25 protein-coding genes and 6 pseudogenes are annotated in these 22,655 nt (G+C 61.4%); 19 read left to right on the top strand and 12 right to left on the bottom strand.

Going from position 1 to position 22,655, the window contains the following annotated elements; translation table 11 throughout:
* Nucleotides 1-285: 285 nt before the first annotated feature.
* Both DBIPINDM_RS43775 and DBIPINDM_RS41395 read left to right on the top strand, forming a co-directional pair.
* Nucleotides 286-392, top strand: a pseudogene (locus tag DBIPINDM_RS43775) (magnesium chelatase domain-containing protein); the annotation flags it as partial.
* 180 nt (nt 393-572) lie between these two features.
* A complete protein-coding gene (locus tag DBIPINDM_RS41395; RefSeq protein WP_258589868.1) occupies nt 573-3,197 on the top strand; it encodes an EAL domain-containing protein in 2,625 nt (874 codons plus the stop codon).
* A gap of 501 nt (nt 3,198-3,698) precedes the next feature.
* Here DBIPINDM_RS41395 and DBIPINDM_RS41390 read toward each other — a convergent pair.
* The 8 genes and pseudogenes from DBIPINDM_RS41390 to DBIPINDM_RS41355 all read right to left on the bottom strand — a co-directional run bounded on the left by DBIPINDM_RS41390 (nt 3,699) and on the right by DBIPINDM_RS41355 (nt 10,931).
* Nucleotides 3,699-4,892: an IS91 family transposase gene (locus DBIPINDM_RS41390; protein WP_258589731.1), complete on the bottom strand. Its 1,194-nt coding sequence runs from the start codon at nt 4,890-4,892 to the stop codon at nt 3,699-3,701.
* A gap of 3 nt (nt 4,893-4,895) precedes the next feature.
* Nucleotides 4,896-5,801: a tyrosine-type recombinase/integrase gene (locus tag DBIPINDM_RS41385; protein ID WP_258582557.1), complete on the bottom strand. Its 906-nt coding sequence runs from the start codon at nt 5,799-5,801 to the stop codon at nt 4,896-4,898.
* An 823-nt stretch (nt 5,802-6,624) separates the two neighbouring features.
* A complete protein-coding gene (locus tag DBIPINDM_RS41380; protein ID WP_258589730.1) occupies nt 6,625-7,704 on the bottom strand; it encodes a sensor histidine kinase in 1,080 nt (359 codons plus the stop codon).
* A 248-nt stretch (nt 7,705-7,952) separates the two neighbouring features.
* Nucleotides 7,953-8,105 (bottom strand): annotated as a pseudogene (locus DBIPINDM_RS41375) (DUF982 domain-containing protein); the annotation flags it as partial.
* A 117-nt stretch (nt 8,106-8,222) separates the two neighbouring features.
* On the bottom strand, nt 8,223-8,543 hold the full coding sequence (locus DBIPINDM_RS41370; RefSeq protein WP_258589729.1) for a DUF982 domain-containing protein: 321 nt from the start codon (nt 8,541-8,543) through the stop codon (nt 8,223-8,225).
* Nucleotides 8,544-8,658: 115 nt separating this feature from the next.
* Nucleotides 8,659-8,880 (bottom strand): hypothetical protein, encoded by a 222-nt coding sequence (locus DBIPINDM_RS41365; RefSeq protein ID WP_258589728.1) that lies wholly within the window; start codon nt 8,878-8,880, stop codon nt 8,659-8,661.
* Nucleotides 8,881-8,939: 59 nt separating this feature from the next.
* A complete protein-coding gene (gene groL / locus DBIPINDM_RS41360) occupies nt 8,940-10,568 on the bottom strand; it encodes a chaperonin GroEL (protein ID WP_258589727.1) in 1,629 nt (542 codons plus the stop codon).
* Nucleotides 10,569-10,616: 48 nt separating this feature from the next.
* Entirely contained in the window at nt 10,617-10,931 is a 315-nt protein-coding gene (locus tag DBIPINDM_RS41355; RefSeq protein ID WP_258589726.1) for a co-chaperone GroES, read from the bottom strand.
* Nucleotides 10,932-11,265: 334 nt separating this feature from the next.
* Between DBIPINDM_RS41355 and DBIPINDM_RS41350 the strand changes: the two genes are divergently transcribed.
* The 3 genes and pseudogenes from DBIPINDM_RS41350 to DBIPINDM_RS43770 all read left to right on the top strand — a co-directional run bounded on the left by DBIPINDM_RS41350 (nt 11,266) and on the right by DBIPINDM_RS43770 (nt 12,043).
* Nucleotides 11,266-11,613: a hypothetical protein gene (locus tag DBIPINDM_RS41350; RefSeq protein WP_258589725.1), complete on the top strand. Its 348-nt coding sequence runs from the start codon at nt 11,266-11,268 to the stop codon at nt 11,611-11,613.
* A gap of 23 nt (nt 11,614-11,636) precedes the next feature.
* Nucleotides 11,637-11,792, top strand: a pseudogene (locus DBIPINDM_RS41345) (protein usg); the annotation flags it as partial.
* 38 nt (nt 11,793-11,830) lie between these two features.
* Complete coding sequence (locus tag DBIPINDM_RS43770; RefSeq protein WP_258589724.1) at nt 11,831-12,043, top strand: DUF982 domain-containing protein; 213 nt, start codon at nt 11,831-11,833, stop codon at nt 12,041-12,043.
* 182 nt (nt 12,044-12,225) lie between these two features.
* Here DBIPINDM_RS43770 and DBIPINDM_RS41335 read toward each other — a convergent pair whose 3' ends face one another.
* Nucleotides 12,226-12,480, bottom strand: coding sequence for a hypothetical protein (locus DBIPINDM_RS41335; RefSeq protein ID WP_258589723.1), 255 nt, complete (start codon nt 12,478-12,480; stop codon nt 12,226-12,228).
* A 250-nt stretch (nt 12,481-12,730) separates the two neighbouring features.
* On the opposite strand from DBIPINDM_RS41335, the gene DBIPINDM_RS41330 reads away from it, so the two are divergent.
* The 12 genes and pseudogenes from DBIPINDM_RS41330 (at nt 12,731) to DBIPINDM_RS41280 (ending at nt 20,256) form a co-directional block, all read left to right on the top strand.
* On the top strand, nt 12,731-13,201 hold the full coding sequence (locus tag DBIPINDM_RS41330) for an Hsp20 family protein (RefSeq protein ID WP_258589722.1): 471 nt from the start codon (nt 12,731-12,733) through the stop codon (nt 13,199-13,201).
* 91 nt (nt 13,202-13,292) lie between these two features.
* Complete coding sequence (locus DBIPINDM_RS41325; protein WP_258589721.1) at nt 13,293-13,802, top strand: Hsp20/alpha crystallin family protein; 510 nt, start codon at nt 13,293-13,295, stop codon at nt 13,800-13,802.
* Nucleotides 13,803-13,876: 74 nt separating this feature from the next.
* Nucleotides 13,877-14,272, top strand: a complete 396-nt coding sequence (locus tag DBIPINDM_RS41320; RefSeq protein ID WP_258589720.1) for a hypothetical protein — start codon at nt 13,877-13,879, stop codon at nt 14,270-14,272.
* A pseudogene (locus DBIPINDM_RS43765) lies at nt 14,241-14,429 on the top strand (hypothetical protein); the annotation flags it as partial. The gene DBIPINDM_RS41320 and the pseudogene DBIPINDM_RS43765, both read left to right, overlap by 32 nt.
* 145 nt (nt 14,430-14,574) lie before the next feature.
* Entirely contained in the window at nt 14,575-15,168 is a 594-nt protein-coding gene (locus tag DBIPINDM_RS41315) for a hypothetical protein (protein WP_258589719.1), read from the top strand.
* 12 nt (nt 15,169-15,180) lie between these two features.
* A pseudogene (locus tag DBIPINDM_RS41310) lies at nt 15,181-15,789 on the top strand (DNA primase); the annotation flags it as partial.
* A gap of 78 nt (nt 15,790-15,867) precedes the next feature.
* On the top strand, nt 15,868-16,998 hold the full coding sequence (locus DBIPINDM_RS41305; RefSeq protein ID WP_258582414.1) for an IS481 family transposase: 1,131 nt from the start codon (nt 15,868-15,870) through the stop codon (nt 16,996-16,998).
* A 59-nt stretch (nt 16,999-17,057) separates the two neighbouring features.
* Nucleotides 17,058-17,510 (top strand): annotated as a pseudogene (locus tag DBIPINDM_RS41300) (toprim domain-containing protein); the annotation flags it as partial.
* A 247-nt stretch (nt 17,511-17,757) separates the two neighbouring features.
* On the top strand, nt 17,758-18,699 hold the full coding sequence (locus DBIPINDM_RS41295) for a DUF2493 domain-containing protein (RefSeq protein WP_258589718.1): 942 nt from the start codon (nt 17,758-17,760) through the stop codon (nt 18,697-18,699).
* Between the two features lie 63 nt (nt 18,700-18,762).
* Nucleotides 18,763-19,023, top strand: a complete 261-nt coding sequence (locus DBIPINDM_RS41290) for a type II toxin-antitoxin system prevent-host-death family antitoxin (protein WP_057143280.1) — start codon at nt 18,763-18,765, stop codon at nt 19,021-19,023.
* Entirely contained in the window at nt 19,013-19,432 is a 420-nt protein-coding gene (locus DBIPINDM_RS41285) for a hypothetical protein (protein ID WP_095775678.1), read from the top strand. Before DBIPINDM_RS41290 ends, DBIPINDM_RS41285 begins: the two co-directional genes overlap by 11 nt.
* A gap of 290 nt (nt 19,433-19,722) precedes the next feature.
* A complete protein-coding gene (locus DBIPINDM_RS41280; RefSeq protein WP_258589717.1) occupies nt 19,723-20,256 on the top strand; it encodes a hypothetical protein in 534 nt (177 codons plus the stop codon).
* Nucleotides 20,257-20,315: 59 nt separating this feature from the next.
* On the opposite strand, the gene DBIPINDM_RS43760 is transcribed toward DBIPINDM_RS41280, so the two are convergent.
* A complete protein-coding gene (locus tag DBIPINDM_RS43760; RefSeq protein WP_416361827.1) occupies nt 20,316-20,594 on the bottom strand; it encodes a DUF736 family protein in 279 nt (92 codons plus the stop codon).
* Between the two features lie 139 nt (nt 20,595-20,733).
* On the opposite strand from DBIPINDM_RS43760, the gene DBIPINDM_RS41275 reads away from it, so the two are divergent.
* Both DBIPINDM_RS41275 and DBIPINDM_RS41270 read left to right on the top strand, forming a co-directional pair.
* The gene (locus DBIPINDM_RS41275; RefSeq protein ID WP_127296794.1) at nt 20,734-21,057 is read left to right on the top strand and encodes a DUF736 domain-containing protein; all 324 of its coding nucleotides are present in this window, start codon (nt 20,734-20,736) and stop codon (nt 21,055-21,057) included.
* Between the two features lie 57 nt (nt 21,058-21,114).
* Nucleotides 21,115-21,456 (top strand): hypothetical protein, encoded by a 342-nt coding sequence (locus DBIPINDM_RS41270; protein WP_258589716.1) that lies wholly within the window; start codon nt 21,115-21,117, stop codon nt 21,454-21,456.
* 114 nt (nt 21,457-21,570) lie between these two features.
* Here the strand turns inward: DBIPINDM_RS41270 and DBIPINDM_RS41265 are convergent, their stop codons facing one another.
* Together DBIPINDM_RS41265 and DBIPINDM_RS41260 are read right to left on the bottom strand one after the other, a co-directional pair.
* Nucleotides 21,571-21,978, bottom strand: coding sequence for a hypothetical protein (locus DBIPINDM_RS41265; protein ID WP_258589715.1), 408 nt, complete (start codon nt 21,976-21,978; stop codon nt 21,571-21,573).
* Entirely contained in the window at nt 21,975-22,655 is a 681-nt protein-coding gene (locus tag DBIPINDM_RS41260) for a ParA family protein (RefSeq protein ID WP_258589714.1), read from the bottom strand. Before DBIPINDM_RS41260 ends, DBIPINDM_RS41265 begins: the two co-directional genes overlap by 4 nt.

The raw sequence follows: 22,655 nt of genomic DNA, 5'->3' as shown, positions 1-22,655 counted from the left end.
ACACCTCACTCCGCAAAGCCATCACGGACGATTGGTATTTGGAGTTGACTATACCCGACCGTTTCCAGCTTGTTCGATATCAGCCTATAAGCACGCGGAATATCAGGCAGATTGCGCCGTCAGAAGCGCCTACAGAGCGAGCCAAGCGACAGAAAAAGCTGGCCCTACTGCGCTTTGCGGTGGGCACGGATGTTCGCAACCGTGCTGTCCAGGCGTTCTGGGGAATGCATGTTGAGGCGATGAACTGGAACGGCACAGGCGTTCTGCTTCTGGCGTGTCGATGCCGCCGAACAAGTCACGATCAACCTGGCGCCCGTCGACCTTCCCAAGGAGGCAGGCACTACGATCTCCCCATCGCGATGGGCGCGATACGCGCTTCTGATCCTTTCGCTCTCCTCGTGGATCGCCCGGACCGCTAGATAAGCGAGTGTCTCTCTATGCGCCTTTTCTAAATTTTGAGTAGGGCCACCAAGATTCGATTAAGTCTCGTCCTATATCCTGCGCCAATCGGAAGTCAGGCCGGCCGAGATTCCACCTTGCCGTTTGCACTTCATCAGAGCCTCCGCACCGTGATGGCCTGGACCAGTCTTCCGGCGGCGATAGCCTTTGTCGTCTTGCTGATCGCGGGAATTTTTGCCGACCATCAAAACAGCATTTTTGCCGAACAGGCATTGCGCGTTGACGTTGCGAGGGAGATGAACCTCGTCCGCGCCAATCTTGAGGGCAATGTCAATGGAGACCTTCAACTGGCGCGTGGTCTGGTCGCAACGATCGTTACCGAACCGAATATGAGCCAAGCCCGCTTTGTCAGGCTGGCAGAGAGCCTCTTTCGCGAGAAGACGCACCTCAGAAACATTGCCGCTGCCCCCGGCCTGGTCATCTCGTTCATGTATCCGATGGAAGGCAATGAAAAGGCCGTTGGGCTGGATTTTCGCAATGATGAAAAGCAGCGTGAAGCTGTATTTCGGGCACGCGATACCAAACAATTGGTTCTGGCCGGACCCGTGGAGCTCAAACAAGGAGGTCAGGCGCTTATTGGCCGATTTCCTGTCTTCATTGACCGTGACCGCCCAACGGAGACGTTTTGGGGCATAGTGGCTGCCGTAATCGACATTCAGAAGCTATACCAGGATAGCGGTCTTTTAGACAAGAAACTGCCGATCGAGATCGCTCTGACGGGCAGGGACGCTCTGGGCCGAAGCGGCGAGCGGTTTTACGGTCCCGCATACGTAACGGAAGGCAGTCCCGTCACGGCAGAGGTGAGGTTGCCGACAGGATCGTGGGAGATTTCCGCCGTGCCCAAAGGTGGCTGGAACGCCACGCCCCGGAACGCCTGGATTTGGCGATTGACGATGCTCATCGGCGGCGCCCTGGTCGTGGTTCCGATTGTCATTGCAGGGCGGCTTTTCGAGCAACGGCATAAGCACTATGCCGATTTGCACCGCAGTGAACGGCGGCTTGCACAGCTTTCGGAGAGGCTGGAGCTTGCGCTTGACGCCTCGCAGATTGGCGTCTGGGAACAGGATCTCGACTCGGACATCATATACTGGGACGACCGCTTGAACGAAATCTATGGAAAGCCGGCAGATGGCGAGCCGAGGACTTTCAAAGAGTGGTCAAGATCGATCCACCCCGACGATTTTGAGCAGGCTAAGCGGGATTTCGTGCAGGGCATCGCGACCGGCATATACTCTTCGGAATTTCGTGTGATACTTCCCAATGGAGTTGTTCGACATCTCCGCTCGCGTGCCAAGTCTTACAGTGACGGTATGGATCACAAGATGGTCGGAGCGGAGTGGGACGTGACGTCGGACGTGACCTTGACGCGGGAATTGGAGCAGGCAAAGGACCTCGCCGAAACGAGGAATGTTGAGCTCGAGGCGGCGACGGCGCGCAATGAGCATACAGCGCTTCACGATACGCTGACCGGGCTTCCAAACCGCCGGTACCTCGACACCATGCTCGATAGTCACGCTGCCACAGGGGCAACGGCTGGCAGCGGCGCCGCGCTTCTGCATCTTGATCTTGACCGTTTTAAACAGATCAATGACACACTCGGCCATGCCGTCGGTGACGCCATGCTGATCCATACCGCGAAGGTGCTGACATCGACTGTTCGGTCAACAGATTTCGTTGCCCGCGTTGGAGGCGATGAGTTTGTCGTAGTTTGCAGCCGCGACATTTCGATAGACCGACTCAAACAGTTGGCCGACCTAATCACACAGAGATTGCGGCAGCCTATTCCTTATAAGGACCACCAATGTCGCATCGGGGTCAGCATCGGCATCGCAGTCGACGCGAATGGTCCGGTCAACGGCCCACGCCTGATGGTCAACGCGGACATAGCCCTCTACAGGGCCAAGAGCCGCGGACGTAATCGGTATGAGTTCTTCACCGAAGATCTCCAGTCTGAGATCGTTCGGACCAAACGGGTCGCCGATGAGATCCTCGGCGGGTTGGAACGCAACGAATTTGTTCCGCACTACCAGCTGCAGTTCGACGCAAAGACATTAGAGGTTGCCGGCGTTGAGGCGTTGGCGCGTTGGAACCACCCGATCGACGGTCTTCAGACGCCAGCCCACTTCCTGAGGATTGCGGAAGAGTTGAATGTCGTTTCGACTATTGACCGGCTGGTACTCGAACAAACGCTCCACGACTTTGATCAGTGGCAGAGGGCTGGGCTGTTGGTTCCGCGCGCTTCGGTAAATGTCTCAGCGAGACGCTTACAGGACGAGGAACTGATCAACAGCCTGACGTCACTTTCAATAAAGCCAGGAACCGTTTCATTCGAGCTTCTAGAGTCAATCTTCCTCGATGACAACGATGAGCTGATCGTCTGGAACGTCAACCAGATCAAGGAACTCGGAATCGACATCGAAATTGACGATGTCGGCACCGGCCACGCCTCGATTGTCGGCTTGCTCAAACTTCAACCGCGGCGGCTAAAAATTGCACGCCAGCTAATAAGTCCAATCGCCGAATCAGCCCAGCAGCGGGAGGTCGTACAATCGATTGTGCAGATTGGCAGGTCCTTGGGAGTGGAAGTCATCGCCGAAGGTGTCGAGACGATGCAGCAGGCCAAGATCCTCAAGGATTTGGGCTGCGACATCTTGCAAGGCTATGCGCTCGGCCGGCCGATGAGCGCACATGAGATCATGAAGTTTTTAAGCAGCCGGCGAATGCTCGCAGCATCCTGAGATCGACCCACGCATCGGGGAACGGAATTCGGCCGCGCAGCCCTGCGCCAATCGACGGTAGTCCTTTCCGCTCGACCAAGACTGAACTGACGAAATCCGCTGAAGTAAGGCATAGCGCTTCGTCCGCAACCACCACCTGGACGTTATCCCTCGGTAATGTCTGCTTCCAGGCTTTGGCACAAACGACCCCAACGTCCGACATGCTGAAGGGTTTCGGGTGCCGAGAGGCGTACGAAAGCCTCTCATGCAGGAACCCGCGGGCCACAGTTGATGGCTATGGGGATTTTAGTTTGCGGCTGATGTCGGCGACGGCGTGACCGCCCCCGTTAGGCGACGCGGTGGACACGGACGGACCGCTCAGTGAAGCCTCCGCACAGCCTTGTAGCCTCTGCGCGCAGGCGGACGGGGCCCTGCGGGCCTCGCTGAGCACCATGGGCGCGCGTGGGTCCGTCGCCGCAGGTTGAGCGCCTGTGGCTGGAGGCTGAATCAGACCATGCCGGGTCATGGAGCGGTCTCCCGGATCGGTGCCGATGCGTTCGGAGGTCCGCGCGGCTGCCTCCTCCACCGTTCGAACACCTCGATGACGATCATGCGTCCGCCACAGCAGGAGCATGGCGGCCGGAAGTCCTCTGGTTCGGGTGTGTGGTCATCGGACGGGGCAGCGACGCCCAGCAGTTCGCGGGCGCGTGCGAGGCTGGCCTTGTGGGCGGAGCCGGCGAGCAGGCCATAATGTCGGATGCGATGGAAGCCGCGCGGCAGGACGTGGAGCAGGAAGCGGCGGATGAACTCATCTGTGGCGAGCGTCATGACCTGCTGCCGGTCGGTGCCGTCGCGGCGATAATCCTTGTAGCGGAAGGTGACCCCAGCCTCTTCGAAGGCGATCAGGCGGCGGTTCGAGATCGCAACCCGGTGGGTATAGCGCGACAGATAGGCGAGCACCGCCCCGGGACCGGCGAAGGGCGGCTTGGCGTAGACCACCCAGCGCTTCTTCTTGACGGGAGCCTGGGGGCGTAGGAAGGCCCGACGATCGGCGAGGTGCGCCGCCGATCCGAAGAAGGCGAGCCGACCGGCGTCGTGCAGCGCGACCAGTCGGGTCAGGAACAGACGGCGGAACAGCTTGCCCAGCACTCTGACTGGGAGAAGGAAGGCCGGCCGCGACGATATCCAGCGTGACGCGTCCGGCGTGATGCCGCCGCCCGGCACGATCATGTGGACATGAGGATGGTGCGTCATTGCCGAGCCCCATGTGTGGAGCACGGCGGTGATGCCGATGCGCGCGCCGAGGTGCTTGGGATCCGCCGCGATCGCCAGCATCGTCTCCGATGCCGCCTTGAACAGCAGGTCATAGACCAGCGCCTTGTTGTGGAACGCGATGACGGCGACCTCGGCGGGCAGCGTGAACACGACGTGGAAGTAGCCGACTGGCAGCAGGTCGGCTTCGCGCTCGGCGAGCCATGTACGCGCGGCCGCGCCCTGGCACCTGGGACAGTGCCGGTTGCGGCAGGAGTTATAGGCGATCCGCCATTGGCCGCAGTCCTCGCAGGCCTCGACGTGACCGCCGAGCGCCGCGGTGCGGCAATGCTCGATCGCCGACATCACCTTGAGCTGGATGAGGCTCAGGTGACCTGCATGGGCGGCCCGATAGGCGGGGCCGGCAGCACGGAAGATGTCGGCGACCTCGACAGAGGTGCGCACGGCTCAGCCGGGCGGCGTCTTGTGTTCCATCAGCGCCATCAGCCGGTCGAGCGGCCCTGCGACCGCATGGATCGTCCGCGTCGAGACCTTGGTGTAGAGCGCGGTGGTATCGAGCTTGCTGTGGCCAAGCAGCACCTGGATGACGCGGATGTCGACATCCTGTTCGAGCAGATGAGTGGCGAAGCTGTGGCGCAGCGTGTGCGGGCTGACGCGCTTGCGGATGCCGGCGACTTCGGCTGCTTCCTGGACCGCGCGATGCAGTTGCCGCGACGAGATCGGCGCCGTGCAGCTGCGCCCTGGGAACAGCCAGCCATGCGGGAGCATCACCCCGCGCCGCCTGCCTTCGCGCCACCACAGCCGCAGCAGTTCCAGAAGTTGCGGCGAGAGCATGGCGTTGCGGTCCCTGCGTCCCTTGCCCTGTTCAACGCGGATCAGCATGCGTGTGCTATCGATGTCGTCGACCTTGAGGTGCGCGACCTCGGACACGCGCAGACCAGCGCCATAGGCGACACCGAGCGCGGCCTTGTACTTGATGCCTGGCGCCGCTTCGAGCAGCCGCGCCGCTTCCTCCACGCTCAGCACGTCGGGCAGCTTGCGCTGATACCTCATAATCACCAGCGCGCGCGCCAGATCCCGCCGCTTCAGCGTCACGAGGAACAGGAACCGCAATGCCGAGACCGCGCCATTGATCGTCGCAGGGCCGACGCCGCTCTCATGCTGATGCAGCTGGAATCGGCGGATGTCCTCAGCCGTCGCAGTGTCCGGCGAGCGGCCAAGGAACACAGCGAAGCGCCGGACGTGACGAACGTAGTCCTGCTGGGTATGGGAGCCCAGGCCACGCATGAGCATGTCGTGCTGCATGCGCTGGCGAAGCGGAGAGATTGGTGCATCGGTCGACAGGGTAGCCATGGCGAGTTCCTCGTTGAAGGGAACTCCATGGTCAGATCGACGCCTCTACCCGCTCAAGTCAAATGCCTGTCGCGCCATCTCAGGTCGAGGCGACCCTCCCGCGAAGCGGGTTCGTGCATGGGGCGCGTTCCCGCCTGGCAGGCACCACGCCGCTTTCAAGTCCCGCTCCTATGCCGTCAAGCATCTGGACCGGATAGACACCCCAATGTTTGATGACCAAAATCCGCACCTAGACCCTCTGCGCCATTGCTGACGATGTGTGCTTTCAATCCGCTGTAAACCTGAATTCAAGGTCCGTTATGGTGCGCGAAGCTGACGCTAGCGGCGAATTTGAACCGAATACCCATCATCCCATGTTCATGATTTGTACTTCGAAAGTCGCATAATTGGCAGTGCGGAACTTAGAGCATATGGTTCGAAACGGCGCGACAGCGAATACCGCCGCGCCCGTTCGTGAGGTCGGCAGGCCGTCGCCTGATGGTTGAGCGAGGCACCGGCCGTTATGTCGGTCTTGGATTCATCACCACTCAACCGCTACATGCGCGGGTGATTGCGTTTTCAGGAACACGCCGGAACCGAAGGGGCGCTAGGTGCGGAAACCGTTCGTTCAACGTTCGGGCTACTTCGGATGCAGCTCGAAAGGCCTTTAAGATTGCGCGAGATCGCATCTGAGACTGATGGAAGCCGAGCCGATTTTTTCAGTCAAGCACTCGGCCGTCTATCGCTTCAGCCAGCCGGTCAGGTTTATCGAGCTTCAGCCGCGGGAAATACGGGGCTTGTGGCGGTGGCAGGATCGACGAGATACTGGCGGGCTGAACCCGCTTCAGCCAACCGCCGCTGCCGAACGTTTGAATACGATAGTCACCCTCGTGCCCTCATTCGCACTCGAGTTGACCTCGAACTCTGCCTTGGCGTTCTCTGTCAGAGAGCGCGCGATCAGCGCGCCAAGCTTACCGGGCTTGGGCCAGGTTTCGCCTTCAGGCAGGCCGATCCCATCATCCGCGATAATCACCCGGCAGCCGTCGCCATTGACGATACTATGCAGAGTTATCGTGCCGCCCTCACGCCCTCTGAAGGCATGTTTGAGGGCATTGGTGAGCAACTCGTTTACGACCAGTCCGGCCGGCATGGCAACGTTGATCGAGACCGGGTAGGTATCCACCTTCATGTCGAGGCGTATCCCTTCGACCGCATGCGAGGCCATGACTGCGGATGCAATTTGGCTGAGATATACGCCGAGATCGACCTCATCCTTCTGCTCGTCAGCCGACAGCGTCTGGTAGAGGATCGCCAGTGCGTCGACACGGCCCGCAAGCCTCTCGAAGCGCTTCTGGTCCGGCTCGGGGACGTTTCGAGTTTCGAGACGGATCAGCGCGGTGATCATCTGTAGGTTGTTTTTTACCCGATGCTGCAGCTCGCGCAGCAGCGTATCCTTCTCGCGCACCCGCTCCTCCACCGATCGTGTGTCGGTTTCGCCGTGTGCTGAGACATCGACCAGTGCGACCAGTCGGAAGCAGATCTTGCCGTTGTCGTCCTCGATCACGTTGGAGTAGACGTCGACGATCGGTTGTTTTTCCTCTCGATCTAGCCGAAACGTGCCGACGAAATCAGTTTCCTCCACCACGGCCTTAACCAACGGGCGGTCCTTTTGCTGGTGGAGCCCTGTGCCGGAAAGTGCTGTCCAGTTTTCCCGGGTAAGCTTCGCCGCCTTCACGCCTGACAGTTTCTCGAATTCCGGATTGGCATAAACGACCCGCTCCTTAGCACCCAGGTCCGAGACGGCGATCGCGATGGGCACCTGGTCGAGGAACTTCTTGAACTGTTCACTTTCCAGCGCGGTGGCAAGGTCAGGTGTATCGAGCAACTGCTCGACCGACTCGGCTTTCTCTGAATCGGAAGTCATCTGCGAGACCCTGTGCTGTGCATGAGCGCCACTAATATCAACGATGTGCTCCGCTCGCCATCGCCAAACCCGCACTGGGTCTCCAGTTCACGCGCCGCTTGTTCAAAACCAGACGTGCGCCAGGCGCCGACGGCCGCTTCCGGCGCACCACTGACATTCAGTCATTTGCCATTAGAAACACATTACGTCGTTTGCAAACCCAGACCGGCCTCGGAGGACTACGTCCGTTGCTTAATCTCACCCCGCCATCAGGGCTGGACCAAACCGGCACGACGGGCTGCTTTCAACAAGGCCCTTCTTGCTTGTTGCGGAGCCCGCCAACCGTCCAAGGAGTCGCGGCAAGTACGGCAGGCTGCCCGATAGCTTGGTCCTCTCGCCCATTCTGGCCATTGGTCATGAAGGCACTCGAGCGCTTTTCAGGAACTGGCAACCATGCGCTCTCTTGCGGATTTCTGGCGCAGTCTCACTGGTTCGGGAAATCGAATATCCCTCATTGCCTTCTCCGTCCCTAAGATCGACTACACCGACTTGTTGTAATGGCCTCCCGAAGCGACCCCCAGGGCGCCGACTGCCTTGGCCGCGACGATGTCCCCTGCGGCCGGTACAAGCAAATCCATGCGGCGGGCAAAGGCAACAAAAGTGCTACAAGCGGTTTCGGCATCCACCTCGCCGGCGAGGGCTGCCCGACAGGCATTGAGCGCGACGCCATGAGCAGCGTTTCGCTTCGATGGCGGCCATTCATCCAGCAGGACGAAGGCGTCTTTTACGCTTTGAATGTCGGTCGGAAACCCAAGACCCACGAGCAACCTCACGGGATGCTGAAATTGATTGTGTTCCATGTTTTCCTCCGTTCACGTTGTTGGTTCAACCGATCCGTAGACCGAAGGCCCCGGCGTTGCGCAAAAGGATGGCGCAAAATGAGCGGCATATTCGCAGCAAATAGCACCTAGCTCGTCAAACTCCCGTTTGCATGGGGCTTTTGCTGTCGGTAAGATTCCGAGCGGCCAGAAACATAATCGTGTATGCCGCTTTTCGCCGGTCCCACCCTGCAGCCTCTGTTCTGTCGAGCAGGTCCGCCAGAACCGCATCAAGCGCAACCTTCAGGTCCGCCTCGTAGTTCAGATCGGTGGCCGCGCGTGACGGCGGCGGGAGTACATTGAAATTCATCATGTTCATGGCGTCACCCATTCTGTCAGGGGTGTCCGCGCCCACGGGCGCGGACCCGGCTGTTTCCGTCAGAAGTCCATGCCACCGCCCGGCATTGCCGGACCTGCGGGTTCCTTCTTCGGCTTCTCGGCAACCATCGCCTCGGTAGTCACCAGCAGACCGGCGACCGATGCGGCATCCTGGAGCGCGGTCCGCACCACCTTGGCCGGATCGATGACGCCTTGACTGTAGAGGTCGCCGAACGCGTTGGTTTGTGCGTTCCAACCCCAGCCGAACTCCTGTTTCTCACGCAGCTTGCCGACGATGATCGAGCCTTCGGCGCCGGCGTTTTCGGCGATCTGGCGCACGGGCGCTTCGATCGCACGGCGCACGATTTCGATACCGTGTTTCTGGTCAGTGTTGTCAGCCTGGACGTTGTCCAGTGCCTTGGCGGCACGCAGCAACGCCACCCCGCCGCCAGGCAGGATGCCTTCCTCGACCGCGGCACGCGTCGCATGCATCGCATCGTCGACGCGGTCCTTGCGCTCCTTGACCTCGACTTCGGTCGAGCCACCGACGCGGATGACGGCGACGCCGCCGGCGAGCTTGGCCAGCCGTTCCTGCAGCTTTTCCTTGTCGTAGTCCGAGGTGGTCTCCTCGATCTGTGCTTTGATCTGGCTAATGCGGCCCGTAATCTCGCTCTTGGAGCCGGCGCCATCGACGATCGTGGTGTTTTCCTTCTCGATCACCACCTTCTTGGCGCGGCCCAGCATATTGAGCGTGACGTTTTCGAGCTTGATACCGAGATCTTCCGAGATCGCGGTGCCGCCGGTGAGGATGGCAATATCCTCCAGCATCGCCTTACGGCGATCGCCGAATCCAGGCGCCTTGACGGCCGCGACCTTCAGGCCGCCGCGCAGCTTGTTGACGACCAGCGTCGCCAGTGCCTCGCCCTCGACATCCTCGGCGATGATCAGCAGCGGCTTGGAAGACTGCACGACTGCCTCCAGTACCGGCAGCAGCGCCTGCAGGTTCGACAGCTTCTTTTCGTGGATCAACACGTAGGGCTCTTCGAGCTCGACGCGCATCTTGTCCTGATTGGTGATGAAGTAGGGCGAGAGATAGCCACGGTCGAACTGCATGCCTTCGACAACTTCCAGTTCCGTTTCCGCGGTTTTCGCTTCCTCGACCGTGATCACGCCCTCATTGCCGACCTTCTCCATCGCCTCGGCGAGGAATCGTCCGATTTCGACATCGCCATTGGCCGAGATGGTGCCGACCTGGGCGATCTCGTCATTCTTGGTCACCTTACGGGCGTTGGTCTTCAACTCCTGGACGATCGCCTCGACGGCCTTGTCGATGCCGCGTTTCAAGTCCATAGGGTTCATACCCGAGGCAACGGCCTTGGCGCCTTCCTTGACGATCGCCTGGGCGAGCACCGTTGCCGTCGTGGTACCGTCGCCGGCGATATCGCTGGTTTTCGAGGCAACCTCGCGCACCATCTGAGCGCCCATGTTCTCGAATTTGTCCTCAAGCTCGATTTCCTTGGCGACGGTAACGCCGTCCTTGGTGATGCGCGGCGCGCCGAACGACTTGTCGATGACAACGTTGCGGCCCTTGGGACCGAGCGTGACTTTCACCGCATTGGCGAGGATATCGACGCCGCGCAGCATCTTCTCACGGGCTTCGGTATGGAATTTCACGTCCTTGGCAGCCATCTTTCAACTCCTTCCTTTAGGCAGCATTTTGACTGATTAAGACCCCGCTCAGGCAGCCTTCCTAGCCTGGACTTCGGCCTCGACCACGCCCATGACGTCGGATTCCTTCATGATCAGCAAATCCTCGCCATTGAGCCTGATCTCCGTGCCGGACCATTTGCCGAACAGGATGCGGTCGCCAACCTTGACGTCGAGCGGTTGCAATTGGCCGCTCTCGTCGCGGGCGCCCGGACCGGCGGCGATCACCTTGCCTTCCTGCGGCTTTTCCTTGGCGGTGTCTGGGATGATAATGCCGCCGGCCGTCTTTTCCTCGGCCTCGATGCGGCGCACCAGGATACGATCGTGCAATGGACGGAACGTCATGTCGTTCTCCTCATGGACAAACAGTGTTTAAGAAGCTCCTCCGCGTCGCATCCGAAGCGGCCCGGCGCGGAACACGCGACCCTTTCGGCACCGCGCGCATATCGAACTAGTTTTGCGATTTTGATGTTTCAAGAGGTCGCTGAAAAAATTTTCGCACTCGGCATTTCACAGTGCTAGCGACATGAATTCATGAAGCTATTTTGCCAGAGCGCGCGATTGTTAGGTCTTGAAATCCGACCCGAACTCCACAAAATTTTTTTGCGGTTGGAGTGCCGAAAAGGGTCACTGCAACGCCAAAGATGCCAAGGAGATTGTTAGGAAACGGAGACTGTCGATGGAACGAACTTTCCCGAAAAACATCCCCTCGATCGCCCCTGAAACCGCTGATCTTTCGCTTGACCGCCTGCTGTTCCCGGCGCGGCACTTTAATCACCCCGATGAGGTGGTGGCCGATCGTACGCTCGACACTCAGGAAAAGCGCGCCATCCTTGCCTCACGGGTGTCGGATGCTTGTGCTGTCGAATCCATGCCTGCGCTGCGAAAGCCGCCGGGTGCTGCGGGGCCGGTGACGTTTGACGCCGTCATGGAGGCACTTCGCCGCCTGGACGACATCCGCGCCGACGTTGCCTGTGACCTCAAGGACCGGCGGGATCGAGATCGCCCGCAAAGACTTGATGCCTGAACGTGCCTGAGAAGGAGAGACGCATGGTCAGCAGGGAATTCCGGCTGCAGATCGAGGGCTACGGTCTCACAACTGCGGAGATCCACTACCACCTTCCCGATCATCCAAGCCTTTTGCAGCTCTACGTTTGGCAGGGATACGATCTCGCACCGGAATTCCCGACGCTGAAAGGGTTTCTGGTCGGCTGTGTCATGGATGCGATAGAGTTTCTGGAAGAATGCCGGTTGAAAGGCGGGGCCTCCTCCACGCAGCGGCGTGTGATACATGCTACTCCGCCTACGATGGTCGGAAGTCTGCCGAGGCGGCGAACAAGGCCTTTACGACTTGGGCACGTAGGGTCGGTGTCATCGAGGACCTGCCCGCAGCGCCGCCGTGGATGACAGGGCCGAAGATCAGCAGTGCGGACCATCTTTTAGAAAGTGACGGCTAGATTTGCTGCGGCGGTAGTCAAACTGCCGCAGCATCGGAGCGGCGTGTCTTCGGGGCACGGGCGAAGGCCCAGACCCTTGTTGCCTTTTCATGCAGTTCGAATGCCTTCTTCGGCAGAAGCAACTTGCCAGGCGGATCGCGCGATTGAGCGCGTCTGCCTGGACCTGGACGGCACGTCACGATTCAATAGCCGGCGCCCGGGCCCGCTTTGGCCGGGTCCGCCAGGTCTTCTTCGTCGGGCTCAATCAGGTCGATTAGAGCTGCCACCCGTGTTCCCGGCAGCGGTCGGCCTTGGTTGATCAACGCCTCGTCACCAAAAGCCCATGCCCATGCCTCTCTCAACTCTTCAAGCGAAGCACCGGACGCGATGATTTCCGCAATCGTCGCGTTGTCCATGGGTCCGAGGACCGAGACAACTTGTTCGCGAGTAATAGCCATCGTTTCCTCCTTCCAATATCCGCGAACTAGATGGGCATTTGAGAGAGGGCTTTCCAGCAGCGCCGACCTTTGAATGCGCGTACCGACAGACACTGATTGCTCCCGAAAACTGATTCCGAAACCCCTTGACGTTGCGCAAATCGATTCCCAACTTTTCGATCGTCGGTCGCTGAGAGGGACCGACACTGTCAGGGAGCGCCGGGCTTCTTGGCGCTCCTCGTACCTATGTTGCTCCAAGGAGGATGTAGCTATGAGAACGAACCTGGACTTTTCCCCCTTCTACCGGTCGAGCATCGGCTTCGATCGCGTCTTCAACCTGCTCGAGAACGCCATTCCGCCCCAGAATGGGGACAACTGGCCGCCATACGACATTGCCAAGGTTGGCGAGGATGCCTATCGCATCGTCATCGCGGTCGCCGGATTTGGCGAAGACGAGCTTACGATCACACACGAACCGAACCTGCTCGTGATCGAGGGCGCCAAGGCGGAAAACACGGAGGTTCAGCACCTCCATCATGGCCTGGCGCTGAGGCCGTTCCTCCGCCGTTTCGAACTCGCCGATCATGTAAGCGTTGTCGGAGCAAAGCTCGAAAATGGCCTGCTGATCATCGACCTCAAGAAGGAAATTCCCGAGGAGATGAAACCGCGCCGTATCGCCATCAACGCCGACCCCGGCAAGAAGCCGGCGTCGAAACGCATTGAAGGCAACGTAGCGGCCTGATCTTCGGTGATCGGCCTGCGCGAACACCCCGTCCCGACGTGGGTGGGGTTGGCTGCGGACCATAAAACACAAAACGAAAGGAGAAAAGACAATGAGTGTACGTGACTTGATTCCCTGGCACCGGGGCAACAACCAAGCTCCGAGTGTCTACCGCGGTGGCGACGTGGATCCGTTCATGTCGCTGCATCGCGATGTCAATAAGCTCTTCGACGAAGTCTTCCGCGGCTTTGACACCCCCTCGGTGTTTAGCCGCATGACTCCTCGAAACGGCACCTGGCCAAGCGTCGAATTCTCGGAGAATGACAAGGAAATCCAGCTGATAGCCGAGGTGCCGGGCCTCGATGAAAAAGACATCGAGGTGATGCTGGAAGACGGCGTCCTGACGCTTCGCGGCGAGAAGAAATCCGAAACCGAGGACAAGGATCGCCAGTTCAGCGAACGCTATTATGGGCGTTTTGAACGGCGCTTTGGTATGGGCCGCGAGGTCGACGAGGACAAGGTGGCGGCGACGTTCAAGAACGGTGTGCTCACGGTAACGCTGCCGAAATCCGAAAAGGCGCAGGCAAGCGCAAAACGCATTGCGATCAACGGCAGCAAATGATCGCCGACAAAGCCGGCCGGGCCAGCGGGGCCCGGTCGGTATCCTTTATCCTTCGCCGAAGAGGAGGGATGTCAATGACGGAGCCGCTTACAAGAGACAGGAAAACGAGCCGCATTTCGCAGAAGTCCTGGGCAGGCTGGGAACACCAACCTGCCAATGATGTTTCAACCCAGCCGGGTTCCGCTACCCCGGCGCGTCTCGGCGAGGATATTCCGCACCGACCGATCGGTTATGACTTCGGCGCGGGTTATGCGGCGGATGTTCGAACGTCAGAAGCCGCCCTCTATCGATCATTTGATACGCGATCACACGCCGACCCACGTGGAGTTGGATTTTCCGACCATGGAGCGGCCGAGACCTACGCTCTAAAACAGCAACTCGAATATATCGTGCAGCCCGTTCCCACCGCAATCCGCCCGGCACTTTGCAAGGCAATTAATAATCGTGATGGCGAAGAACGGACAACTTAGATGCGCATCGGTAAACGGGGACACCGCCGTTTGGGTGGCAGAATTGGCTGCCTGGTATGCGTCTCCGCTGAGTGAGCAAGCGAAGGTTGACCACTGCGGAGCGGCCATCATCCTGATAGCCGAGCTTCGGAGCTCAGGTCGCTTCGCCCCTTTCTAGCTGAGTGCCGCTTCCTACCTTGCGGGCCACAGTAGCCGAAAGATGATATTCGACTGCAAGTGTGCTTGGCGTCCAACTCGTCAAATTCACCGAGTATCGAAAACGTTCTAAGCAGATGGCGCGGCGGCGATGAGGCACCGGGTCCGTGGATACCAGCGCGCAGCCTCTCCGCAGTGAGCCCCGGCTTCGTGCCCGTCCTCAAACTGCTCACGTTGAACGCCGGTGCGACTGGCTCCGGACGCGTAGATCGATCCGTACCACCTTCACCACCAGCACCTTTCACATCGTGACGGGCCTGCTGTTGCCAATCTGGCGTAGGCTGCCGGATCATGATTGTCAGGTCTATCGGATCCAGACCGATGCCGGCGAGCGCATCATCGGGCGTCACATCGCGCCGACCCTTGTGGCGACCATGTTGCGCAATCTGGGTATCGATCATGTACCGGCGCTCGCCCCGCAAGATGCCTGGACCGGGCTCGTGGAAGGCAGGATCGGACTGCAACTCGCCGATGGCCTGATCCTGCGCCGCAGTCGGGTCATGAACGACCACCGTATCGAGCTGATCGGCTTTACCGACGCTTTTGTTCCCCGGCTGAAGGCGCTGGGGCTGATCTCCGAAATCATCTCATGGAAGCTCCGACTGTTCATCCCGACGAGCGAGAAAGGGCCGTCCATCCTCGCCGCGCTGCTCGACCGCCACACACTGGTCGGCGTCACCGACCGCGCGGCAGCGGCGTGAGGGGAGACGATCATGACCGTCTCGGCCTCCGAGCTGGCACGCCGCCTTGGCGAACATGCCGAGGCGGTGTGCCGCGAATATCTCTGCAACGGCCATCGCTCCGGCAACTACTGGATGGTCGGCGATGTCCGCAACACGCGCGGCCGCTCCATGCATGTGCGGCTCAAAGCGGTGGGCGGCAAGGCAGCCGGAAAGTGGGTCGACGAGTCGTCGGGGGAACATAGCGACCTGCTTGACGTCATCGAACTGAGCTGTGGTCTGGTCGACTTCCGCGAGGTCGCGGACGAAGCACGTCGCTTCCTCTCCATGCCGCTGCCATCGCACCAGCCTGCGCCCCAGTCCCTCGGCGCGCAGCGCCAGCCTGCCGCGGCACGCGGCTCGCCTGAAGCGGCGCGTCGGCTGTTCGCCATGTCGCAGCCGATCGCCGGCACACTGGCCGAACGATACCTCGCCGGCCGCGGCATTCTGCTCTCCGTGCATGAGCGTGCGCTGCGCTTCCATCCCGGCTGCTACTACCGGGATTTCGTGACCGGCGAGACGCGGCCCCTTCCTGCCCTCATTGCCGCTGTCACCAGCTTCGACGGGAAGATCACCGGCCTGCAACGCACCTGGCTTGATCCTGTTTGGACCGGAGACATCGCGAACAGGTGTGCGAGGACATCGCGAACAGTTTTGCGCTTTTGCGCGAGGGGGTTCGGGATGCCATTCGAGGACAGAAGCGCGATGAAGCAGAAGGAAGAGTTTGTGCGCCTGGCGCTAGCGCCTGGGGCGAATGTGAGCCTTTTGTGCCGGCGCTTCGGTATCGGCCGGACCTGTGGCCACAAGTTGCTTTCGCGCTATCGGATCGAGGGCGAGGCTGGACTGGTTGAGCAGTCTCGTCGGCCGCGGTCGAGCCCGGCACGCAGCGCGCCGGAGGTGGAAGCGGCAGCCGTTTCGGTGCGTGTGGCGCATCCCGCCTGGGGTGGGCGCAAGATCGCGCGCGTGCTCGCCCGCGAAGGTATTGGCACGCCGGCGGCCTCGACGGTGACCGGCATCCTGCGCCGCCACGGTATCGAACTGGGGGCGTTGGGCGGCGGAGCCCAGCCTTTCATTCGCTTCGAGCATGCCGCCCCCAACGACCTGTGGCAGATGGACTTCAAGGGGCACGTTGCCTTGCGTACCGGCCGGCTGCACCCGCTTACCGTGCTCGACGACCATTCGCGCTTCTCGGTCGCGCTGTCGGCTTGCGCCGACCAGACCACCGAGACCGTAAAAGCCCGGCTGATCACCGCCTTCCGTCGCTACGGACTGCCGTGGCGCATCGCCACCGACAATGGTCCGCCTTGGGGCGATGGCGGCCGCAACGACTTCACCTTGCTCACCGTCTGGCTGATCGAAACGGGCATCACCATGAGCCACTCCAGGCCTTGCCATCCGCAGACACTCGGCAAGGACGAGCGCTTCCATCGTTCGCTCAAGGCCGAGGCACTGCAGGGACCGCCCTTCGCCGATCTCGCCGAGGCCCAGGATGCATTCGACCAGTGGCGCCACGTCTACAACGCCCAGCGTCCCCACGACGCGCTGGACGGCGGCGTGCCGCTCGATCGCTACCAAGCCTCGCAGCGCCAGTATCGCGAAACTGTCGAGCCGTTCGAATACGCTAAGGACGATCTCATCCGCCGCGTTCAGCAGCACGGCTTCGTCTCCATTCTTGGCCGCTCAATGCGCTTGTGCAGGGCCTTCGCGGGAAAGTCCGTCGCCTTCAGGCCTACCAACACAGATGGCGTCTTCGACACATGGTTCAGACATCAGAAAATAGAAACCATCGACCTCAACACCTTGGCTCGATAGCATGCAAAACTGTTCGCGATGTCCTCGCACACCTGTTCGCGATGTCTCCGGTCCAAACAGATCCCTCGGGTCAGGGCAAGGCGCAACTCGCGGATCCACGCCGCTCACTGGGTCATCTCCTGGGCAACGCCATCTGGCTTGGCCTTGAGCCCGGTGAGCTCGCCCCGGTCATGGCCGCCGGCGGGGGGTTCGAGACGATGGCGTCGCTTAAGGTGGTGATGCCGGCGCTGCCGGTTGCCGCCGCCACTTCGGCCAATCACCTCGCCGGCCTTACCTTCCCGCCTGGCTGCCGTCGCCTCTACATCGCGGCCGATGCCGATGCCGCCGGCCGGCACGGCATCGAGCGTCTCAGCCAGCGAGCCGGCGAAGCCGGAATCCTCGCCCTGGTGTTGCGGCCGCAGCTCGGCGATTTCAACGACGACCTGCGTCATCTCGGGCCCGCCTGTCTCGCGGCATGGCTCAGCGACCAGCTCGTCCCGGAGGATGCCCGTCTCTTCCTGCCGCTCGGATGAACGCGTCGGGCCGGCACGCGGGCCGGCGCGGCGTCGCCGGACAGCCTGCAGACATGGCGGCGCTCCACCAGAGAAGCCGCGCCCGCGGCCTGCCTGAGAGGCGACCCCTGCCACCCCCCGGTCACGGCCGCAACGGCTGCGCCGTCCTTCGCTCGCGCTCCGGCCTTCGGTGCGGCCGCGCCCGGGGCGCGGCCGGGATGCGATGTCAGGCCGCGAAGGGCGCGGCCATAACCGACGGAGACACGCCATGACCTACGAGCTTCCCCTCGACGACGCCTACGAGCCCTACCACGCCTCCTCGCCGACCGACCGCGTCATCCTCGAACTGCAGATGTACGGCCATCGCCCGCATCAGGACGAACCTGATCCTCGGCCACTTCCCGACGACGAAGTGATCCGGGCCGGCCTCGCCGGGAGCGTGGAAACCTTCGCCGGCATGCTCGGCGACACGAGGCTCGAACCCGATCTCGACGACCTGCTCTGGTCCTTCGCAAACGTCTTCCACCGTGCCGCCGGGCGTGTCGCCCGCAGCCTCGACCGCAATGAGGAGGCGCAGCGTTCGAGCCAGCAGGAGCAGGACGGCTCCGAGGTGAAGTCGGTCGATCTCGAACGGCTCACGGCCGAAGGCATCACCTATATCGAGCGCCGCAACGTGCTCGAAATCATGCGCGATGAGGCCGCCGACCTCTACGAGGCACAAACCGGATCGGCATGGCGGCCGCGCACCGGCTCCAAGGTCAGCCACCAGGCGATGACCGCGGCGGTGATCGACTCCCGCGACTTCCTCGCCGCCCGTCGCCACGCCGAAACCGAGGTGCTCGTTCCAGCCGGGACCAAGATCGCCTTCGCCGGCGGCCTCGACTGCAATGATCACGACCGGATCTGGGACGCGCTCGACAAGGCTCGCGAGAAGCATCCCGACATGGTTCTGCTCCACGGCGGCAGCCCGCGCGGCGCCGAGCGCATCGCAGCCTGCTGGGCCGAGAACCGGAAGGTCACCCAGATCGCCTACAAGCCGGACTGGAGCAGGCACGCCAAGGCAGCCCCGTTCCGCCGCAACGACCAGCTTCTCTCGGTGGTGCCCTACGGCCTGATCGTCTTTCCCGGCTCCGGCATCACCGACAACCTTGCCGACAAGGCGCGTCGGCTGGGCATCCCCGTCTGGCGGTTCGCGGAGGGCGGCGCGTGAGCGCCGTTTTCTTGCAAATCCAGAAAATCCAGATAATATGGAGACTGATCAAGGAGTCCAGCCATGCGCCAGTTCACGACGGGGGATCTCAACAAGCAGGTCGGCGACGTCACCGACGTTGCCAGCCGCGAACCCGTTATTCTCACCAAGCACCGGAAACCCCGGTTCGTGCTAATGAGCTACGAGCACTACGAACGGATGCGCATCGGCGGCGATCCCCGCCGCGCATACCATGTCTCCGAGATGCCGGAGGAACACACGGAACTCTTCGCCGCCGAGATCGACCGATTGGCGCGCGGGGAAGGATACGATGATGAGCGGTAGATTTCTGCCTGGTCAGGTGATCTCCTACCCGTATCTTTGGGCATGGCAACACGAGCGCGGCGAAACGGAAGGCCGCAAGAGCCGGCCAACCTGCGTGGTCATCGCTGTCCGCGGCGCAAGAGATGGCCTGACCCATCTCGCGCTCCTGGCGATAACCACCCAGCCACCGACCAGCGATCGGGTCGGCTTGGAAGTCTCCGCTATCGAGTGCCGCCGCGCCGGTCTGACCGATCTCAAACGCTGCTGGATCGTGGTTGACGAATACAACTACGATATTGCCGAACGCTCCTGGTACATCGAATCCGACGGTAAGCCCTCTGGTCGTTTCAGCAAGGCATTCATGATGAAGATCGCAGGCGCCTTTATCGAAGCGCGCAGCGAGGGCCGCCGCGTCAGCCGTCTGGATTGACGTTCTCTTTTCGCGGCCATGCGCTCGATCCAGGACGTGAGCCTCTGGCTGGCCGACAAAGACAACTAGCTCCAAGCGCGAAGCGCCACTAGCCAGATGCGCGTAGCGCCTCCGGCAGCGGCAAGGTCCGGGCGCGCCGGCCTGCGGCCGGCCGGGCTCTCGTCGCGGCGTCCCGCCGCTCCCCGAGCCGGCTTTGCCGTCTCGGCCTTCGGGTGACGATCCCTAGCGCAAGGTCAGGGGAGAGGGCGGCCGGCGCGGGGCGGGGGCGCTGGAGAGAAGGGAAAGCCACCATGTCGATGATATTCATAGGCGGATCACGCGAGATATTCGAGCTGCCGGAACCTGCCATCGCTCGCATCGGCGCAATCGTTGCTGCCGAGCACGGCGTGCTGGTTGGCGACGCGCCTGGAGCCGATGCCGAGGCGCAGGGCCTGCTCGCCGGGTATAAGTACGAGCATGTCGGGGTCTTCCATGCCGGCAAGGAACCCCGCAACAATCTCGGCGACTGGGCCGCCTACCATGTTCCTTCTCCTGAAGGAGTTCACGAGCACTGGTTCCACGCCGCAAAGGACCGGGAGATGGCACAGCGCGCCGACTTTGGCATGATGGTCTGGGACGGCGCATCACCCGTTACGGCCGTCAACGTGCTTCGGCTCGCCATCGCGAACAAGCCGTGCGTCATTTACGATCTGACCAGGGGCCGGATGGCGACGACGTACAATGTGGAGGACTGGTGCGCCATGCTCCGCCATGTCGATCCGGACATTCGCCGCCAGGTCGAAGCCCGCATGATGCCGGACGAGCGTCTGGCGTTAACAGGATGATGGATGCGGTCCAGCCGACAGCCCGGCGGGTTCCTTATGTTCATCCGGCTCCTCGCCGCCTAATCCACTTGTATGAGCGGACGGAGCCGGCCCCTTTTCCACGCGCAGAGCCGCCGGGCGTCGTGCAGATGATCATCTTGACCCGTCTCGCCTCTGAAGCGGGTGCAAGCCTGCCGAACAACATCCTGGCTTGCCGGGTCATCCAACCTGACTGCGCGGTATCGTCCCGAGGGGCGTGAAGTTCGCTGCCAGCCGGCTCCGATCTCGAAACCGCTATGCCGCCATTCCGAACACGCAAGGAGGTCACGCGCCGGGCTGCTGTTCGATGTGTTGGCAATGCCGACGACATGACCCGAGAGGCTGCAGCATGTTCCTGCGATCCGGCAGCGTTGCGTCGGCGGTCAAGCGATGGCGGCCATGGTAGTTCTCCTTCGGTTGCATCGGGAATGGTCCCGATGCAACCGAAGGAGAACTACCATGGCCACCACGATCGCAAACCTCACCACCAAGGCCGACGGCTCGATGGAAGGCGTCTTTGCCACGCTCCGGGTCAATGCCCCGATCACCCTCATTCCGAACACCAACAAGTCGCGCGAGGACGCCCCCGACTACCGGATCGTCAACAAGCGCACGGGCTTCGAGATCGGAGCCGGCTGGCACCGCATCTCCCAGCGTTCGGGAGAGGAGTACCTCTCGGTCAAGCTGGAAGCCCCCGAGATCGGCGTGATCTTCGGCAACCTCGCTCCCGCCCCCGGCGGCGAGGAAAACAAGAGGGTCATCCTCTGGAACAACCCCCAGTGAGGCATCGGTGGCCGGCCCCCCCAGGGGCCGGCTCCCCAACGGCAAAAGGAGGTTGCAATGAGCCGCTACACCATCACTGTCACTAGCACCGTCACCGGACAGGGCCGCTCGGACCCAGACACTGTCATCGGCTACGACCCGCCACTTCGAACCTACTTCCTTCAAGCGTTCCCGCACGAAGAAACCGACGAGCCCGGTCTTTGGCTCGGCACCCGCGATCGCGCGTTCGAAACGCTTGAGGATCTTCACCGCGCTGCCATCTCACACGGCTACGACTTCATGCCGCTGTCGCCCAAACTGGCCGCAAAGCTGGCCGACGACAAAGCGGCAGCCAGCGGGCGTCCGGTGCAAAACGCAATCCTCGGCCAGGTGCTGAAACACCTCAACCAACCCAAGTAGGCAACACGTCTCAGGCCCGCGACGGAGTGTTCCATCGCGGGCCCTTTTTTTGCGTTGCAAAAGAGCCACGAACATCACCAGCTGCAGCAAGAGACAGCGACTCCAAACCGCCGATTATTCCTTCGGCAGTTTGTGCTTATGAATGCGGATATAGTCCTGGACAGCCTTTCGCAGCAGTTCGGTCATGCTGTGCCCGTTGCTGATCGCCAGCAACTTGAACTGCCGCTGCTCCGCAGCCGTCAGGTAGTAGCCGCAGCGGATCATCTCCTCCTCGCGAATCTTCTTTCCGGCGATGGGGTCCTTTTTCTGACCCTGCCGCAGCAGCTTGCGAAAATCGGGCCCGACTGCCGGGGGCGGCTTTGTCGGTTCCTGCATCTGTGGCGCAGCTTGCTCCTTGGTCCCTGATGTCTCGACCTTCGGTGTGATGAACATGCTCGGCAGCGCCGGCGGCTGCGTGGAAATCGCCTTCATCATGCGGGCTTTCTTGTCGTCACCGGGTTTCGGCGCGGTGTCTTCGCTCATGCCGCGTTCCTTGTGGCTTCGATGAAGGTTTGCAGAAGGTCGTCAAAGACCCCTTCGCTCTCGGCAACCGCCTTCGCATCGGGCACCGCGGGGCTGTAAAGGGTCTGCCCGGTCTGAAGGTCGCGGTAGGCAACACGATTGTGCAGGACGTGTTCTGCAATCGGCGTGCCGTTGGCCTGGATGATGGCGCGCAGTTCGGTCAGGGCTCTTGCCCTGCCATCGATGATGGTCTGCTTGGTCAGCACGAATATCGCAGGCAGCGGTCTACCCCGGCTCTCGACCGCCAGCGGAATGTAGTGGTCGGTGATCTGGATGGCGGCGGTCACGTCGTCGAGGGCAAAGTAGACCGGCACGACGACAATGTCGGCCGCGAAGAGCCCGGCCATGAGGTTGTCATTTGTTGTGCCTTCCGTATCGATCAATACGACGGAGCGCTCACCGTTGTGAATGGCTGCGGCGTCGAGGATTTCCTGCGGGGTCATCGCGCTTACCAGCTGTAGCCTGTCAGGACGGTTGCCAGCGTCACCCAGCATCTGGAACCAGCGGTTCATATTCTGCCGCCGATCGCCATCGATAAGAGTGACCGAATAGCCGCGATGCAGAGCGACGGATGCGAGGGTGCGCAGCAGCGTTGATTTGCCAGTGCCGCCCTTGGGGATCGCAGCGGAGATGATCAT

This window comes from Mesorhizobium sp. AR02 (genome assembly GCF_024746835.1).
GTDB lineage: Bacteria > Pseudomonadota > Alphaproteobacteria > Rhizobiales > Rhizobiaceae > Mesorhizobium.
This window is presented reverse-complemented; position numbering and strand designations above follow the sequence as displayed.

Coding starts and splice junctions, on each gene's coding strand:
- groL (WP_258589727.1), bottom strand. CDS start 10,568: ATGGCTGCCAAGGACGTGAAATTCCATACCGAAGCCCGTGAGAAGATG.
- DBIPINDM_RS41290 (WP_057143280.1), top strand. CDS start 18,763: ATGCGCCAGTTCACGACGGGGGATCTCAACAAGCAGGTCGGCGACGTC.
- DBIPINDM_RS41260 (WP_258589714.1), bottom strand. CDS start 22,655: ATGATCATCTCCGCTGCGATCCCCAAGGGCGGCACTGGCAAATCAACG.
- DBIPINDM_RS41295 (WP_258589718.1), top strand. CDS start 17,758: ATGACCTACGAGCTTCCCCTCGACGACGCCTACGAGCCCTACCACGCC.
- DBIPINDM_RS41370 (WP_258589729.1), bottom strand. CDS start 8,543: ATGGAACACAATCAATTTCAGCATCCCGTGAGGTTGCTCGTGGGTCTT.
- DBIPINDM_RS41330 (WP_258589722.1), top strand. CDS start 12,731: ATGAGAACGAACCTGGACTTTTCCCCCTTCTACCGGTCGAGCATCGGC.
- DBIPINDM_RS41325 (WP_258589721.1), top strand. CDS start 13,293: ATGAGTGTACGTGACTTGATTCCCTGGCACCGGGGCAACAACCAAGCT.
- DBIPINDM_RS41265 (WP_258589715.1), bottom strand. CDS start 21,978: ATGAGCGAAGACACCGCGCCGAAACCCGGTGACGACAAGAAAGCCCGC.
- DBIPINDM_RS41385 (WP_258582557.1), bottom strand. CDS start 5,801: ATGGCTACCCTGTCGACCGATGCACCAATCTCTCCGCTTCGCCAGCGC.
- DBIPINDM_RS41395 (WP_258589868.1), top strand. CDS start 573: ATGGCCTGGACCAGTCTTCCGGCGGCGATAGCCTTTGTCGTCTTGCTG.
- DBIPINDM_RS41365 (WP_258589728.1), bottom strand. CDS start 8,880: ATGAACATGATGAATTTCAATGTACTCCCGCCGCCGTCACGCGCGGCC.
- DBIPINDM_RS41355 (WP_258589726.1), bottom strand. CDS start 10,931: ATGACGTTCCGTCCATTGCACGATCGTATCCTGGTGCGCCGCATCGAG.
- DBIPINDM_RS41335 (WP_258589723.1), bottom strand. CDS start 12,480: ATGGCTATTACTCGCGAACAAGTTGTCTCGGTCCTCGGACCCATGGAC.
- DBIPINDM_RS41270 (WP_258589716.1), top strand. CDS start 21,115: ATGAGCCGCTACACCATCACTGTCACTAGCACCGTCACCGGACAGGGC.
- DBIPINDM_RS41305 (WP_258582414.1), top strand. CDS start 15,868: ATGCCATTCGAGGACAGAAGCGCGATGAAGCAGAAGGAAGAGTTTGTG.
- DBIPINDM_RS41280 (WP_258589717.1), top strand. CDS start 19,723: ATGTCGATGATATTCATAGGCGGATCACGCGAGATATTCGAGCTGCCG.
- DBIPINDM_RS41320 (WP_258589720.1), top strand. CDS start 13,877: ATGACGGAGCCGCTTACAAGAGACAGGAAAACGAGCCGCATTTCGCAG.
- DBIPINDM_RS43770 (WP_258589724.1), top strand. CDS start 11,831: ATGCCGGTTGAAAGGCGGGGCCTCCTCCACGCAGCGGCGTGTGATACA.
- DBIPINDM_RS41285 (WP_095775678.1), top strand. CDS start 19,013: ATGAGCGGTAGATTTCTGCCTGGTCAGGTGATCTCCTACCCGTATCTT.
- DBIPINDM_RS41350 (WP_258589725.1), top strand. CDS start 11,266: ATGGAACGAACTTTCCCGAAAAACATCCCCTCGATCGCCCCTGAAACC.
- DBIPINDM_RS41275 (WP_127296794.1), top strand. CDS start 20,734: ATGGCCACCACGATCGCAAACCTCACCACCAAGGCCGACGGCTCGATG.
- DBIPINDM_RS41380 (WP_258589730.1), bottom strand. CDS start 7,704: ATGACTTCCGATTCAGAGAAAGCCGAGTCGGTCGAGCAGTTGCTCGAT.